Genomic DNA, 13,075 nt, shown 5'->3' with positions numbered 1-13,075 from the left:
CCATCGTGCCACCGCACGCCGACGTCATCGCGGACTCGCGGGCTCCGGCTGCACGGCGGTCGTGATCAGCGTGCAGGCACGTGCCAGCGCGGCGGCACGTGCGCCGTCGTCGAGCCGCACCGGGGCGTAGGTGATGATCGGGGGCAGCACGTCGTACCCGACGAACTCCAGCATGCCGCGGTGGATGTGGAAGAGGAAGGTGTCGATGTCGCCGTAGCCGTCGGCGGCGCCGGCCTCGAAGGCGCTCTCGACGCCGCCGGTCGTCACGAGCAGCACGGCCTTCTTGCCGCGCATGCCGCCCTCGGCGAAGATGCCGAGCTCGCCCCCGAAGGTGGCGCCCATGGCGAAGACCCGATCCACCCAGCCCTTCATGACGGCCGGCATCGAGAACCACCACAGCGGGAACGACAGCACGAGCAGGTCGGCGCGCAGCAGCTGGTCGAGATGCGTCTTGACCGGATCGGTCAGCGTCCCGGCTGCGACCGCGCGGACCTGCTCGGCCTGGGGCTTGAAGTAGTCGCCGACATCGACGAACTGCTGCCGCGTCAGGACGGGGTCCCACGCCTCCGCGTACAGGTCGATCCGGTCGACGCTCAGCCCGTCGGCTCGCAGCCGGGCGGTGACGGCTGCAGCCTGGGCCGAGCTGAACGAGTCGGGCTCGGGGTGGGCGTGGACGACGAGAGCGCGGCGCGGAGGCGAGTCGGGAGGAGTGGACATCCGTCCATCATATCGACAATTCGCGATATGTAACTAGATGTGGAGCCTGAGCTGCTCGGTGAGCGCGGCGATGCGTGCGTCGTCCCTGCGGTAGTGGGTCCACTTGCCCACGCGGGTGGATCGCACCAGCCCCGCGCGCTCGAGCGTCGTCATGTAGGTCGAGATCGTCGACTGGGCGAGCCCCGACTTGGCCGCGAGGTGTGTCACGCACACGCCGAACTCGGAGCGGTCGGCGATCGGCTCGTACTCCTGGAACGACGCCTCCGGCGTCCGCAACCACGCCATGATCTGCAACCTGGTGGGATTGCTCAGCGCCTTGAGCACGTCGACGAGATCGGCGTCCATGGCTCCATGGTCGCATCGACGCTTCGAGGGATGACGATGATCGACGAGCGCCGGTCAGGCCGACCGTCCTGAGCCGACGGCGTCAGGCGTCTCCTCGCGCCGCTTGGCGGCGCTGATCATGAACTCCCAGACGAGACCGTGCGCGAGCACGATCAGCAGGATGAGCAGCACCGCCTCGGCCTGGATCGGCCTGATGCCGAGCGGCGTCGCGATCTCCGGGGCGGCGCCCACGACGGCGACCAGGAGGTAGATCACCGCGACCAGCCACCGGTGGCGCATCAGCGGACCCTGCACGACGGCGGCGTGCCGTTGGGAACGGAGCAGCCGGATCGTCGAGACGACGCCGATCACCGCGACGACGACGAAGCTGACCCGCCAGATCCCAGGCATCTCGGTGCCGCCGACCTGCGCGAACAGGCCCATGAGGGCCGGCAGCAGGAACGAGACGTAGACGCCGCCGACCAGGCCGCGCAGGGACTCGTCCCGCATCCAGTCCTCGTGGCGCTGCACGACGCCCCACCACAGGCCCAGCAGCGTGAAGCAGGTGGCCGAGAACAGCGCGTAGAAGGTGGTCACGTCCATGGGGCCGCTCCTCGTGCAGGCTGCGTGGATTGTTCACCCGTGCGCGATGCGGCGGCAAGAGGTTACGTCGACAGGCTCAGCACGCGGGGACCGGTCAGCCCGTACCGAGCAGCGGACCGTCCGGCTCCAGCAACGTCAGCCGGGTCGAGCCGGGGATCACACCAGCACCCTCGTGCGCACCTGACAGCTCGGCGGAGCCGAGATGCTGACGCATCCGCTCCGGGTCGGCGACCTCGAGCAGCACCACCACCGCCTCGGCGTCGCCGGCGTCCCTGGCCACCAGCAGCGTGGTCAGCCCGCGTTCCCGGCGTTGGTCGGCCAGGCCGTCGAAGTGCTCCCGCCACCGATCGAAGTCCGGCGCCTTCTGCTGCACCATCAGGATCGTCACGGTCTCACGCCCCCGCCGATCGAGCCTGCGGCTCCGACTCGCCAGCGGCCGCCTGCGCGTACGCCGCCCCGGCCAGCAGCGAGTCCACGGCGAAGGTGACGTGACCGACCGGCACCCGGTCCGGGACCGCCGCTCGGACCTGGCCGGCGTCGGTGGCACCGAGACCGCCACAGAGCTCGATCAGTCCGACACCGTCCTCGTCGGCCAGCCGACGGGCGATCTCCGGGGCTTGGTCGACGGACGGGACCGGCACCAGCAGCGTCCGCTGCCCGTCGCGATCGATCACCGTCCGGTCCGCGTCCGGATCGGTCCCCGGATGCTCGAACAGGTACGCCCAGGTGCTGGCCACGCTCGTCCTCTCCACGATCGGTCCCCAGGGTTGGTCCGGACAGCCTGACAGCGTCGAGCCGACAGTGCAGCAGGAAACGGCCCTGCTCAGGACGTGGGCACCTCGAAGTACAGGTGAGCGTGCAGTGCGCACCGCGGATTGAAGGGCGCGGCGCAGGAGGGACAGGCGGTCACCGTCAGGTAGTCGGCGATGCTGAGTGTGCTGCCGCAGACGCCGCACAGGATCGCCTGCTCGTCGAACCGGTCTCGCGGCCAGACCTCGGCCGGATGATCGGCGGCCTCCTGGTGACAGGTGTGGCAGGCGTAGAAGGCTCCGCAGCAGCAGAACCTGATCGCCACCACGTCGACCTCGCTGCTCCAGTGAGCGCAGCGGGTCTGCTGATCGACGCCGGTGCCGCCGACGATCGGCCTCATCCGCCCTCCCCCTGTCCGGGACGCGTCCTCGTCACCGGCCGGATCGCCGGCCGGGCCGGGTCGAACCTACGCCGGCGCAGCCACCCGGCATCGTGCCCACGACGCTCGACCGCTGAGTCAGGAGGCTCGATGAGCGACCTCGCGGGCGCGGCGACCACCGACCGGATCGAACCGATCACGCTGTGTCATCGATCCGGTCGCCCCTGCAGGTCTCGGTCAGCGACGTCACGGTGGTCACCGGTCGGCAGCGGCCGATGACCGAGGTGAGTGTTCCTGTTCGCCGACATCACCACCGCCGAGGGCCACGAGGGGTCGGCTACTCCTGCTCCACGCGGGCCGTTGCCGCTGCACGACGCCCCACCACAGGCCCAGCAGCGTGAAGCAGGTGGCCGAGAGCAGCGCGTAGAAGGTGGTCACGTCCATGGGGCCGCTCCTCGTGCAGGCTGCGTGGATCGTTCACCCGCGCGCGATGCGGCGGCACGGGGTCAGGAGCGGCGCCGGGAGGCCGCCATGCTCTCGGGCGCCTCCAGCGCGGCGATCAGGGTCCGCGCGTCGTGCGGGCCGCGGTGGCGCTCGCCGTTGAGGAAGAAGGTCGGGGTGCCGCGGGCGCCGGAGTCGTGCGCGCTGCGCTCGTCGCGCTCGACCAGGGCCATCACCTCGGGGTCGCGCAGGTCGGCGTCGAACCGTTCGAGGTCGAGCCCGAGGTCGGCCGCGTACCGGCGCAGGTCGTCGGGCTCGAGGTGCTGCTGGTGGGCGAACAGCACGTCGTGCATCTCCCAGAACTTCCCCTGCCGCCCGGCCGCCTCTGCCGCGACGGCTGCGGCGCGGGCGTGCGGGTGCGGCCCGTCGAGCGGGAGGTGCCGGGCGACGTAGCGGACCCGGTCGCCGAAGTGCTCGTGGAGGTCCTTCCACATGCCGGTCGTGCGCGCGCAGAACGGGCACTCGAAGTCGAGGAACTCCACGACCGTGAGCGGGGCTTCGGGGTCGCCCCGCACGTGGTCGCGGTCGGGGTCGACGTCGGGCGTCAGCCGGGTCGGCAGGTCGGCGGTCTCCTCGCCCCACCGGGTGCGGGCGATCCGGAACACCAGCGCGCCGAGCGCGGTCGCCAGCACGAGCGAGAGCAGCACCCCGATCGTCGCGTCGTCGGCCTGCTCGCCCTCGAGCGAGAGGCTGATGATCAGCAGCGCCATCGTGAACCCGATGCCGGACAGCGCGGCACCGCCCAGGACGCTGCCCGGGCCGACGCCGTCGGGCAGCCGCCCGAGACCCGCGCGGACGGCGGCCCACGCGCCGAGCGAGACGCCGACGAGCTTGCCGAGGACCAGGCCGGCCGTGACACCCCACGTGATCGGCGAGGCGAGCGCGGTCGCGAGGACGCCGCCGCGCAGGTCGACACCGGCGTTGGCGAGCGCGAAGATCGGGACGACGACGAGCGACACCGGGCTGCGCAGCACGTCGTGGAGCCGGTCGTTCACGGAGATCGACCGCGCGAGCCCGGCGCGCACCGTGCGCGCCACCCGCGCCTCGGGTGACTGCCAGTAGTCGCGGAACAGCCTCTTGGCGGCCTCGACGTGCCGCCGCTGCGTGGTGGCCGCGGGCACGAGCAGGCCCGCGGCCATGCCGGCGAGCGAGGGGTGCACGCCGGAGACGAGCGTCGCGCCCCAGAGCACCGCGACGACGACCACGTAGGGCGCGCTGCGCCACACGCTGGAGCGGCCGAGCAGCCACAGCAGGCCCAGCATCGCGAGCGCCACCAGCAGCGGCCAGGGCCGCAGGTCCTCGGTGTAGACGACGCCGATCACCGCGACCGCCAGGAAGTCGTCGACGACCGTGAGCGTCAGCAGGAACACCCGCAGCTGGTTGGACATCGCCGGCCCCACCAGCGCGAGCACGCCGAGCAGGAACGCGGTGTCGGTGCCGATGACGACGCCCCAGCCGCCCGGTGCCTCCCTGCCCGCGATCATCAGGTAGACGAGCGCAGGCAGCACGACGCCGACGAGCCCGGCGACCAGCGGCACCAGCGCGCGCCGGCGGTCCCGCAGCGAGCCCACCGCCAGCTCCTGCCGCACCTCGAGCCCGATGAGGAAGAAGAACAGCACCATCAGGCCGTCGTTGACCCACGCGTGCAGGTCCATCTCGATGCTGACGTCGCCGAGGTGGATCCCGAGCGTGGTGTGCCACAGCGCCTCGTAGGATCCGGAGGCGGGGGAGTTCGCCCACACGAGCGCGACAGCCGCGAAGGTCGCGAGCAGCAGCGCCGCGCCCGTCTCGGTGCGCAGCCGGTCGATGACGGCGGTCAGCCAGTCGGGCCGGTTCTCGTGCACGCCAGCTCCTCGGTCAGCGGGTGTGGGTCAGGTGCGACCGCACCAACGAGACGACGGGGCAGCGCATTCCAGCGCCCAGCCTCGGTCCACGGCCCCGCTCAGCCCTCGACGCGGTTGCCGTCGGCGTCCCAGTGCGACGCGACCTTCTTGCTCGGCTGCACGCGCGGCGGCTCGCCGGGCATCTTCGGGTAGTCCGGCGGGAAGCTCAGCTCGCCTCCAGGCAGCGTCTCCCACAGCTCCAGCAGCGGCTCGAGCGGGTAGGCGACGTCGTCCATGTCGGCCCACGGGTCGCCGTCGGCGAGCCGCTCCGGGACGGTGAGGATGTTGAGGTCGCGCGGGTCGCGCAGCTCGGCGAGCTGCTCCCACGTCAGCGGTGTGCTCACCGGTGCTCCGGGCCGTGCCCGCAGGCTCCATGCGCCCGCGATCGTGCGGTCGCGGTTGTTCTGGTTGAAGTCGACGAAGATGCGTTCGCCGCGCTCCTCCTTCCACCACGCGACCGTGACGCCGTCGTCGCGGCGCTCGAGCTCGCGACCGAAGCCGATCGCCGCGTGGCGCACGTCCTCGAAGGAGTACCGCGGCTCGATCCGCACGTAGACGTGGATGCCGCGGTTGCCGCTGGTCTTGGGGTAGCCACGCATCCCGAGCTCGGCGAGCAGCTCGCGCGCGACCTCCGCCACCCGCTGGGCGTCGCGGAAGTCGGTGCCGGGCTGCGGGTCGAGGTCCAGGCGCAGCTCGTCGGGGTGGTCGAGGTCGGGCCGGCGCACCGGCCACGGGTGGAAGGTGAGCGTGCCCATGTGCGCGGCCCACACGAGCACGGCCGGCTCGGTGGGGCACAGCTCGTCCGCCGTGCGGCCGCTGGGGAACGTGATCGTCGCGGTCTCGACGTAGTCGGGCGCGCCGCGGGGGAGCCGCTTCTGGTAGAAGCCGTCGGCGTCACGGTCCTGCGGACCGGTCGCCAGCCGCATCCCCTCGCGCCAGCCGCTCGGCCAGCGCTCCATCGCAGTCGGCCGCTCGCCGATCGACCGCATCATCACCTCGCCGACCTCGGCGACGTAAGAGCACACCTGCAGCTTGGTGATCTCCGGGGTGCGCTCGGTCGCCTCGTAGATCACGCGGTCCGGGCTGGAGACCCGCACCTCGCGCTCGCCGACGACGAGGACGGCCGGCGGGGTCTTCGGCATGGCCCCAGGCTAGTGAGCAGCCTCCAGCGAGCGGTAGGCCTCGGCGAGCCTGGTGACGCCCTCGGCGATCTGCGCGGTGCCGACGCCGGAGTAGGCCAGCCGCAGGTGGTGGCGGGCGTCGTCGAGCAGGAAGTCCGAGCCCTTGACGACCTGCAGGCCGCGGGCGGTGCAGGCGTCGAAGAGCGCGTCGCCGTCGGTGCCCTCGGGGAACGTCAGCCACAGGAAGTAGCCGCCCTCGGGCTCGACGAACTCGACCTCGGGGAGCTCGGCGCGCAGGCCCTCGCACAGCACCCGGGCGCGCTCGGCGAGCGCGGTCTTGACGGTCTCGATCGAGGCCTCGTAGGAGCCGCCGCGCACGAACGCGTTGACGATCGACTGGCTCACCATGCTCGGCGAGATGTACGTCGAGGTCGCCAGCCTCGCGATGTCGCCGATGAGGTCGGCCGGGCCGACCAGGTAGCCGACGCGGATGCCGGGGCACACCGTCTTGGAGAACGAGCTCGCGTACACGACCTCGCCGTCGGACTGCTCGAACATCGTCGGCAGCCGCTCGCCGCGGAAGCGCAGCTCGACGTAGGGGTCGTCCTCGAAGATCGTGAACCCGTGCTCGCGCGCGAGCGCCACCAGAGCGGTGCGCTTGTCGGCGCTCAGGGTGTAGCCCGCGGGGTTGTGGAAGTTCGGGATGAGGTGGGCCAGCCGGGGCGAGACGCCGGAGTCGAGCAGCTGCCGCACGCCGTCGACCGAGACGCCGTCGGGCTCGATGTCCACGGCGTGCAGGTCGGCGCCGAGCGAGCGCAGCGAGCCGAGCGTGCGGTCGTAGGAGGGGCGCTCGACGACGACCGCGTCACCTGCGGAGACCAGCGTCGAGAACAGGAACGCGTCGGCCTGCATCGAGCCGTTCGTCACCAGCACCTGGTTCTCGGCGACGCCGTGTCGCTCGGCGATCCAGGCGCGCAGCGGCAGGTACCCGACCGACGTCCCGTAGGCGAACGTCCCGGCGGGGTCCTCGGTGAAGGCGCGCTCGGCGGCGGCCTTGAGGCCCTCGACGTCGATGATGTCCAGCGACGGGGCGCCTCGGGCGAACGAGATCGGTGCGGGTTCTGCGGCCATGGGCCTCAGCCTAGGGAACCGGGGGAGCGCGACGTGTGTGACGTCCAGCACCCGGGCCGACGGGAGGAGTGCTCAGGCGACGCCCTGCGGGTCCGCCTCGCGACGGCGACGGGCGTTGCGACGCAGCCGCGCGACCACGAACCACGCCAGCAGCGCGAGGATCACGCCGACGACGATCTTGGAGAGCACGCCGCTCCACTGCTCGAGCACCGGCTCGATCGCCGGGCCGAAGCCGAAGCCGAGGCCGATCCAGATGCCGTTCCAGACCAGCGACCCGAGCGTCGTGTAGGCGGTGAAGACGACCAGCGACATGCGCTCGATGCCCGCGGGCACCGAGATGAAGGAGCGCACGATCGGCACGCACCGGCCGAGGAGGACGGCGAGGCCGCCCCAACGGTCGAAGAACGCCTCGGCCTTGTCGAAGTCCTCGGCGTCGACGAGCGGCATCTTCTCGAAGATCCGCCGGGTGCGGCGCCGGCCGAGAGCGGCGCCCAGCCCGTACCAGACCCAGGCGCCGACGACGCTGCCCAGCGTCGCGGCGACCAGCGCCCACCAGAAGCTCATCCGGCCGTCGTAGGCGAGGAACCCCGCGCCGGGCAGGATCGCCTCGGACGGGATCGGCGGGAAGAAGTTCTCGATGAGGACGGCGAGCCCGACGCCGATCTCGCCCATCGTGTCGATGAGCGACAGCACCCACCCGATGAAGCCCTCGTAGTCTCCGGACACGCTCGCACCAGCCGTCTGCATGAGGCCACACGCTACGGGGCGAGCGCGTCGCGGCCGAGGCGGCTGGCCGGGGTCCGAGCCGGGTGCCAGCCGTGCCGGGCCAACCCCCGTGTGCGCCCGAGTGCTATGTTGCTAGCATGACAGCGAAAGCACAGTTCAACGTCTACCTGCCGCCGGACCTCGTGCGGGAGGTCAAGCACCGGGCGATCGACGAGGGCGTGACGCTCTCGACGCTCGTCGAGCAGGCGCTGCGCGCCTACCTGGCGGCCGGGGAGGCCGACCGATGAGGCTCGTCGTCCGACCGATCCGCTACACCTCACGCCTGCACGAGATGCGCGCGTGGGCCACGAGGCTCGGGCTCGTCGTGCTGCTGGACACCGACGACTGGGTGGTCCTCGGCGCCGGCGCGGGCCGGCTGGCGCTGCACGCGGTCGCCGAGGGCGACCCGTTCGCAGGCACCACGACGCTGGCGTTCGAGACCGACGACCTCGACGCCCTCGCCGACCGCTGGCGTGCGGCCGGCATCGAGACCAGGCGCGTCGAGGACGCCGCGATCCCGCTGCTGCTCGGCACGACGCCGTTCGGCGGCGAGATGGCCGCCGGCGCGCTGTCGCCCGCGCCGGCCGACGGTGCGACGCCGGACCCCGGGCTGCGCGTGATGCCGATGCTCGTCACGCGCGACGTCCCCGCCGCGGGCGACTGGTTCGCCACCTGGGGGCTCGCGCGCCGGATCAGCGGCGAGCGCGGCGGCTGGGTCGACCTCGAGGTCCCCGACGGCGGGGGCCTGGTCGCGGTGCACGGTGCCGACGACCTCGCCTCCGAGCCGCCCGTCGACCCTCCGGCAGCGCCGGGCTCGGTGCGCGAGGTCGGCGTCGGGCTCACCTTCGAGCACGACGACGCCGACGCGCTGCTCGAGCGCCTCCGTGCCGCCGGGCTCGACGACGCCCACGTCGTCGACGAGTCCTACAACCGCACGCTGCTGACGCGCTGCCCCGACGGCGACACGATCTGGGTCAACGGCGCCATGACCGACCTGTACGGGTACCGCCTCGGCTGAGTCGACGGGCGGTCGCGGGCGTCTGGCAGACTTGGCCCGTGCACGCGACGCGATTTACCGGGCCCGCTTCGGGCCGGCGCGTGCGCTGATCTGACGGCACCGTCGCTGCGTGTGCCGGCCCGGGCGGGCTCCGTCGTCCCGCTCGATCCCCAGGAAGGTTGTGCATGTCCGACGCGCCATCACCGCTCGACGCCGACGGCGTCGCCCGCGCCCTCGACGAGGCCCTCGCGGCCGTCGCCGCGGCCGCCGACCTCGACGCCCTCAAGCAGGTGCGGATCGCGCACTCCGGCGAGAAGAGCCCGCTGGCGCTCGCCAACCGCGCGATCGGCGGGCTCGACCCGGCCGACAAGGCCGCGGCAGGCAAGCTCGTGGGCCAGGCCCGCGGGCGGCTCGGTGCGGCGCTGAAGCAGCGCCAGGAGGAGCTGGAGGCCGAGCGCGACGCCGCGGTGCTGCGCACCGAGGCCGTCGACCTGACCGTGCCGGTGCAGCGTGCCCGCGCGGGCGCGCGTCACCCCCTCGACACCCTCATGGACCGCGTCGCCGACTTCTTCACCTCGATGGGCTGGGAGATCGCCGAGGGCCCCGAGGTCGAGCACGAGTGGTTCAACTTCGACGCGCTCAACTTCAAGCCCGACCACCCGGCGCGGCAGATGCAGGACACCTTCTACGTCGAGGGCGAGGGGGGCGAGGACCCGCACCTGGTGCTGCGCACGCACACCTCGCCGGTGCAGGCCCGCACGCTGCTGGACCGCGGCGTGCCGGTCTACGTCGCCTGCCCGGGGAAGGTGTTCCGCACCGACGAGCTCGACGCGACCCACACCCCGGTGTTCCACCAGGTCGAGGGGCTCGCGGTCGACAAGGGCCTGACGATGGCGCACCTCACCGGCACGCTCGACCACTTCGCGCGCGCGATGTTCGGTCCCGAGGCCCGCACCCGGCTGCGCCCCAGCTTCTTCCCCTTCACCGAGCCCAGCGCCGAGATGGACCTGTGGTTCCCCCAGAAGAAGGGCGGCCCGGGCTGGATCGAGTGGGGCGGCTGCGGCATGGTCAACCCCAACGTGCTGCGCGCCTGCGGCATCGACCCCGAGGTCTACTCGGGCTTCGCGTTCGGCATGGGGATCGAGCGCACCCTGATGCTGCAGCACGGCATCGAGGACATGCACGACATGGTCGAGGCCGACGTCCGGTTCTCGCTCGGCCTGGCAGGAGGGCAGCTGTAGTGCCGTACGTCCCGATCGAGTGGCTCCGTGACCACGTCGAGGTGCCCGCCGGCACCACCGCGGCCGGGCTGGCCGCCGACCTCGTGCGCGTCGGCCTGGAGGAGGAGGCGATCGTCCCCGCGGCGGTCACCGGCCCGCTGGTGGTCGGCCGCGTGCTCTCGGTCGTGCCCGAGGAGCAGAAGAACGGCAAGACGATCAACTGGTGCCGCGTCGACGTCGGGCCGGAGCACAACGCCGACGACGTCGACGGCGAGGGCCCGGGCCGCGGCATCGTGTGCGGCGCGCACAACTTCGGCGTCGGCGACGCGGTGGTGGTGGCGCTGCCGGGCGCGGTGCTGCCCGGCGACTTCGCGATCGCCTCGCGCAAGACCTACGGCCACATCAGCGACGGCATGATCTGCAGCGAGCGCGAGCTGGGGCTCGGCGAGGACCACGGCGGGATCATGGTGCTCGAGGACCCGCCCGCCCCCGGCACCGACGCGATCGGGCTGCTGGGGCTGGGGGAGGAGGTCCTCGAGATCAACGTCACCCCCGACCGCGGGTACTGCTTCTCGATGCGCGGCGTCGCCCGCGAGTACTCCCACTCGACCGGGGCCGCCTTCACCGACCGCGCGCTCGAGCTCGCGGCGCGAGCACCCGGCGCCACCGCGGGCGGGTTCGGCGTCGAGCTCGCCGACGACGCGCCGATCCACGGCGCGCCCGGCTGCGACCGGTTCGTCGCTCGCGTCGTGCGCGGCGTCGACCCGAACGCGCCCACGCCCGCCTGGATGAGCACCCGGTTGCGGCAGGCCGGCATGCGGCCGATCTCGCTCGCCGTCGACGTGACGAACTACGTCATGCTCGACCTCGGGCAGCCGCTGCACGCCTACGACCTCGCCACGCTGCACGCGCCGATCGTCGTCCGGCGCGCCCGCCCCGGCGAGCGCATGACGACGCTCGACGACGTCGACCGCGCGCTCGACGCCGAGGACCTCCTCATCACCGACTCCCCGGACGGCCCGGGCTCCCGCCCGATCGGCGTCGCCGGCGTCATGGGTGGCGCCGAGACCGAGGTCGGCAGCGGCACCACCGACGTGCTGATCGAGGCCGCGCACTTCGACCCGGTGTCGATCGCGCGCACGGCGCGCCGGCACCGGCTGCCGAGCGAGGCGTCCAAGCGGTTCGAGCGCGGCGTCGACCCGCGGCTGCAGGCCGCGGCCGCGCAGCGCGCCGTCGAGCTGCTCGTCGAGCTCGGCGGCGGGGTCGCCGACGACGAGGCCGTCACCGACGTCGACCGGACCACCCCGCCCGCGCCGATCGAGCTCGACACCCAGCTCGCGAGCCGGCTCGTCGGCGTCGACTACACCGACGAGCAGGTCGTGGAGACCCTGCGCAGCGTGGGCGCCGAGGTCTCCGACGTGCCGACCGACGACGCCCCGAGCGGTCGTCACGCCGCGCGCGTCTCGCGGGTCCTGGTGACGCCGCCGTCCTGGCGCCCCGACCTCGTGGAGCCCACCGACCTCGTCGAGGAGGTCGTGCGGCTGCGCGGCTACGACCAGGTGCCCTCGGTGCTCCCGCAGGCCCCCGCCGGCACGGGGCTGACGCTGCGGCAACGCCGGCGTCGTCGCGTCGCGGACCTGCTCGCCGACGCCGGTCTCGTGCAGGTGCTCACCTACCCGTTCGTCGGCGCGTCGCGGCACGACGCCCTCGGGCTGCCGGCCGACGACCCCCGCCGCCGGGCGGTGCGGCTGCGCAACCCGCTCGCGCAGGACGCGCCGCTCATGCGGACCTCGCTGCTCGACACGCTGCTCGAGGCCGCGGTCCGCAACGTCGGCCGGGGCAGCACCGACCTCGCGATCTACGAGATCGGCTCGGTCACCCGGCCCACCGGGCCGCTGTCGTCCTCGCCGCTGCCGCCTCCCGGCCGGCTCCCGGAGCCCGCCGACCTCGAGGCCGTGCGGGCCGCCGTGCCGCCGCAGCCGCTGCGTCTCGCCGCGGTGCTCGTCGGCGAGGCGGTACCCGCCGGTCCGGGGACCGAGGCCCGTGCCTACGACGCCGCCGACGCGGTCGCGCTCGTCCGCGACGTCGCCCGCGAGCTCGGTGCGGCCGTGCACGTCGCCAACGACCCCGACCACGCCCCGTGGCACCCCGGGCGGTGCGCGCGCGTGACGACCGCCGACGGCGCCCTCGTCGGGCACGCGGGCGAGCTCGCCCCGCGCGTGGTCGCCGAGCTCGGGCTGCCGCCGCGCGCGGTCGCGCTCGAGATCGACCTCGGCCTGCTGCTCGACGCCGCGCCGGACCGGCCGCGCCAGGTGCGCGGGCTGTCGACCTTCCCGCTCGCGAAGGAGGACATCGCGCTCGTGGTGCCTGCCGACGTGCCGGCCGGCGAGGTGCTCGACGTCGTGACCGCCGCCGCGGGCGAGGTCGCCGAGGAGGTCCGCCTCTTCGACGTCTACACCGGTGCCAACCTCCCGGAGGGAACGAAGTCGCTCGCGTTCGCGCTTCGGCTGCGCGGCGACCGCACGCTCACCGGCGAGGAGACCGCCGCGGTGCGGGACGCCGTCGTGCGGGCCGCGGGGGAGCGGTTCGGGGCGACGCTGCGCGCCTGAGCCGGGGGTCCGCCGCCGCCGCGGGGTAGGGAGCGCCCCACCCCGCCTCGACCGGCGGGCACCCTGGGAGCGGCC

The 13,075-nt window shown here is 73.2% G+C and carries 15 protein-coding genes; 4 read left to right on the top strand and 11 right to left on the bottom strand.

The window, feature by feature from the left end:
* Positions 1 to 24: 24 nt before the first annotated feature.
* From GPA02_RS01510 to GPA02_RS01460, 11 genes are all read right to left on the bottom strand, one after another.
* On the bottom strand, positions 25 to 717 hold the full coding sequence (locus GPA02_RS01510) for an NAD(P)H-dependent oxidoreductase (RefSeq protein WP_156198058.1): 693 nt from the start codon (positions 715 to 717) through the stop codon (positions 25 to 27).
* Positions 718 to 750: 33 nt separating this feature from the next.
* Complete coding sequence (locus GPA02_RS01505) at positions 751 to 1,062, bottom strand: ArsR/SmtB family transcription factor (RefSeq protein WP_156198057.1); 312 nt, start codon at positions 1,060 to 1,062, stop codon at positions 751 to 753.
* Positions 1,063 to 1,116: 54 nt separating this feature from the next.
* Positions 1,117 to 1,644 (bottom strand): hypothetical protein, encoded by a 528-nt coding sequence (locus tag GPA02_RS01500; protein WP_156198056.1) that lies wholly within the window; start codon positions 1,642 to 1,644, stop codon positions 1,117 to 1,119.
* A 94-nt stretch (positions 1,645 to 1,738) separates the two neighbouring features.
* Positions 1,739 to 2,032 carry a hypothetical protein gene (locus GPA02_RS01495; protein WP_156198055.1) on the bottom strand — a complete coding sequence of 98 codons (294 nt, stop codon included), beginning with the start codon at positions 2,030 to 2,032 and terminating at the stop codon, positions 1,739 to 1,741.
* A 4-nt stretch (positions 2,033 to 2,036) separates the two neighbouring features.
* Positions 2,037 to 2,396: a DUF6506 family protein gene (locus GPA02_RS01490; protein WP_204986463.1), complete on the bottom strand. Its 360-nt coding sequence runs from the start codon at positions 2,394 to 2,396 to the stop codon at positions 2,037 to 2,039.
* Positions 2,397 to 2,467: 71 nt separating this feature from the next.
* Positions 2,468 to 2,794 (bottom strand): CHY zinc finger protein, encoded by a 327-nt coding sequence (locus tag GPA02_RS01485; RefSeq protein ID WP_156198053.1) that lies wholly within the window; start codon positions 2,792 to 2,794, stop codon positions 2,468 to 2,470.
* Between the two features lie 234 nt (positions 2,795 to 3,028).
* A complete protein-coding gene (locus tag GPA02_RS01480) occupies positions 3,029 to 3,217 on the bottom strand; it encodes a hypothetical protein (protein WP_156198052.1) in 189 nt (62 codons plus the stop codon).
* A gap of 62 nt (positions 3,218 to 3,279) precedes the next feature.
* A complete protein-coding gene (gene nhaA, locus GPA02_RS01475) occupies positions 3,280 to 5,118 on the bottom strand; it encodes a Na+/H+ antiporter NhaA (protein ID WP_156198051.1) in 1,839 nt (612 codons plus the stop codon).
* Between the two features lie 98 nt (positions 5,119 to 5,216).
* On the bottom strand, positions 5,217 to 6,299 hold the full coding sequence (locus GPA02_RS01470) for a DNA polymerase domain-containing protein (RefSeq protein ID WP_156198050.1): 1,083 nt from the start codon (positions 6,297 to 6,299) through the stop codon (positions 5,217 to 5,219).
* 9 nt (positions 6,300 to 6,308) lie between these two features.
* Entirely contained in the window at positions 6,309 to 7,409 is a 1,101-nt protein-coding gene (locus GPA02_RS01465; RefSeq protein ID WP_156198049.1) for an aminotransferase-like domain-containing protein, read from the bottom strand.
* 72 nt (positions 7,410 to 7,481) lie between these two features.
* The gene (locus GPA02_RS01460; RefSeq protein ID WP_156198048.1) at positions 7,482 to 8,156 is read right to left on the bottom strand and encodes a DedA family protein; all 675 of its coding nucleotides are present in this window, start codon (positions 8,154 to 8,156) and stop codon (positions 7,482 to 7,484) included.
* Between the two features lie 116 nt (positions 8,157 to 8,272).
* Here GPA02_RS01460 and GPA02_RS01455 point away from each other — a divergent pair, with 116 nt between their 5' ends.
* The 4 genes from GPA02_RS01455 to pheT all read left to right on the top strand — a co-directional run bounded on the left by GPA02_RS01455 (position 8,273) and on the right by pheT (position 13,000).
* A complete protein-coding gene (locus tag GPA02_RS01455; protein WP_156198047.1) occupies positions 8,273 to 8,422 on the top strand; it encodes a ribbon-helix-helix domain-containing protein in 150 nt (49 codons plus the stop codon).
* On the top strand, positions 8,419 to 9,192 hold the full coding sequence (locus tag GPA02_RS01450; RefSeq protein WP_156198046.1) for a VOC family protein: 774 nt from the start codon (positions 8,419 to 8,421) through the stop codon (positions 9,190 to 9,192). The genes GPA02_RS01455 and GPA02_RS01450 overlap by 4 nt, the downstream gene beginning before the upstream one ends.
* A 164-nt stretch (positions 9,193 to 9,356) precedes the next feature.
* Positions 9,357 to 10,412 carry a phenylalanine--tRNA ligase subunit alpha gene (pheS, locus tag GPA02_RS01445; RefSeq protein WP_156198045.1) on the top strand — a complete coding sequence of 352 codons (1,056 nt, stop codon included), beginning with the start codon at positions 9,357 to 9,359 and terminating at the stop codon, positions 10,410 to 10,412.
* A complete protein-coding gene (gene pheT, locus GPA02_RS01440; protein ID WP_156198044.1) occupies positions 10,412 to 13,000 on the top strand; it encodes a phenylalanine--tRNA ligase subunit beta in 2,589 nt (862 codons plus the stop codon). The genes pheS and pheT overlap by 1 nt, the downstream gene beginning before the upstream one ends.
* The last annotated feature ends 75 nt before the right edge of the window (positions 13,001 to 13,075 follow it).

Origin of the sequence: Actinotalea caeni, assembly GCF_009733795.1 — a bacterium.
In the GTDB taxonomy this organism is placed as follows: domain Bacteria; phylum Actinomycetota; class Actinomycetes; order Actinomycetales; family Beutenbergiaceae; genus Pseudactinotalea; species Pseudactinotalea caeni.
Note: the sequence above shows the minus strand (reverse complement) of the source record. Positions and strands in the feature narration are given on the sequence as shown.

What these genes read in the sequence shown, in the direction of transcription:
- GPA02_RS01510 (WP_156198058.1), bottom strand. Translation starts at nt 717, where the DNA reads ATGTCCACTCCTCCCGACTCGCCTCCGCGCCGCGCTCTCGTCGTCCAC.
- GPA02_RS01505 (WP_156198057.1), bottom strand. Translation starts at nt 1,062, where the DNA reads ATGGACGCCGATCTCGTCGACGTGCTCAAGGCGCTGAGCAATCCCACC.
- GPA02_RS01500 (WP_156198056.1), bottom strand. Translation starts at nt 1,644, where the DNA reads ATGGACGTGACCACCTTCTACGCGCTGTTCTCGGCCACCTGCTTCACG.
- GPA02_RS01485 (WP_156198053.1), bottom strand. Translation starts at nt 2,794, where the DNA reads ATGAGGCCGATCGTCGGCGGCACCGGCGTCGATCAGCAGACCCGCTGC.
- GPA02_RS01480 (WP_156198052.1), bottom strand. Translation starts at nt 3,217, where the DNA reads ATGGACGTGACCACCTTCTACGCGCTGCTCTCGGCCACCTGCTTCACG.
- GPA02_RS01470 (WP_156198050.1), bottom strand. Translation starts at nt 6,299, where the DNA reads ATGCCGAAGACCCCGCCGGCCGTCCTCGTCGTCGGCGAGCGCGAGGTG.
- GPA02_RS01465 (WP_156198049.1), bottom strand. Translation starts at nt 7,409, where the DNA reads ATGGCCGCAGAACCCGCACCGATCTCGTTCGCCCGAGGCGCCCCGTCG.
- GPA02_RS01460 (WP_156198048.1), bottom strand. Translation starts at nt 8,156, where the DNA reads ATGCAGACGGCTGGTGCGAGCGTGTCCGGAGACTACGAGGGCTTCATC.
- GPA02_RS01455 (WP_156198047.1), top strand. Translation starts at nt 8,273, where the DNA reads ATGACAGCGAAAGCACAGTTCAACGTCTACCTGCCGCCGGACCTCGTG.
- GPA02_RS01450 (WP_156198046.1), top strand. Translation starts at nt 8,419, where the DNA reads ATGAGGCTCGTCGTCCGACCGATCCGCTACACCTCACGCCTGCACGAG.
- pheS (WP_156198045.1), top strand. Translation starts at nt 9,357, where the DNA reads ATGTCCGACGCGCCATCACCGCTCGACGCCGACGGCGTCGCCCGCGCC.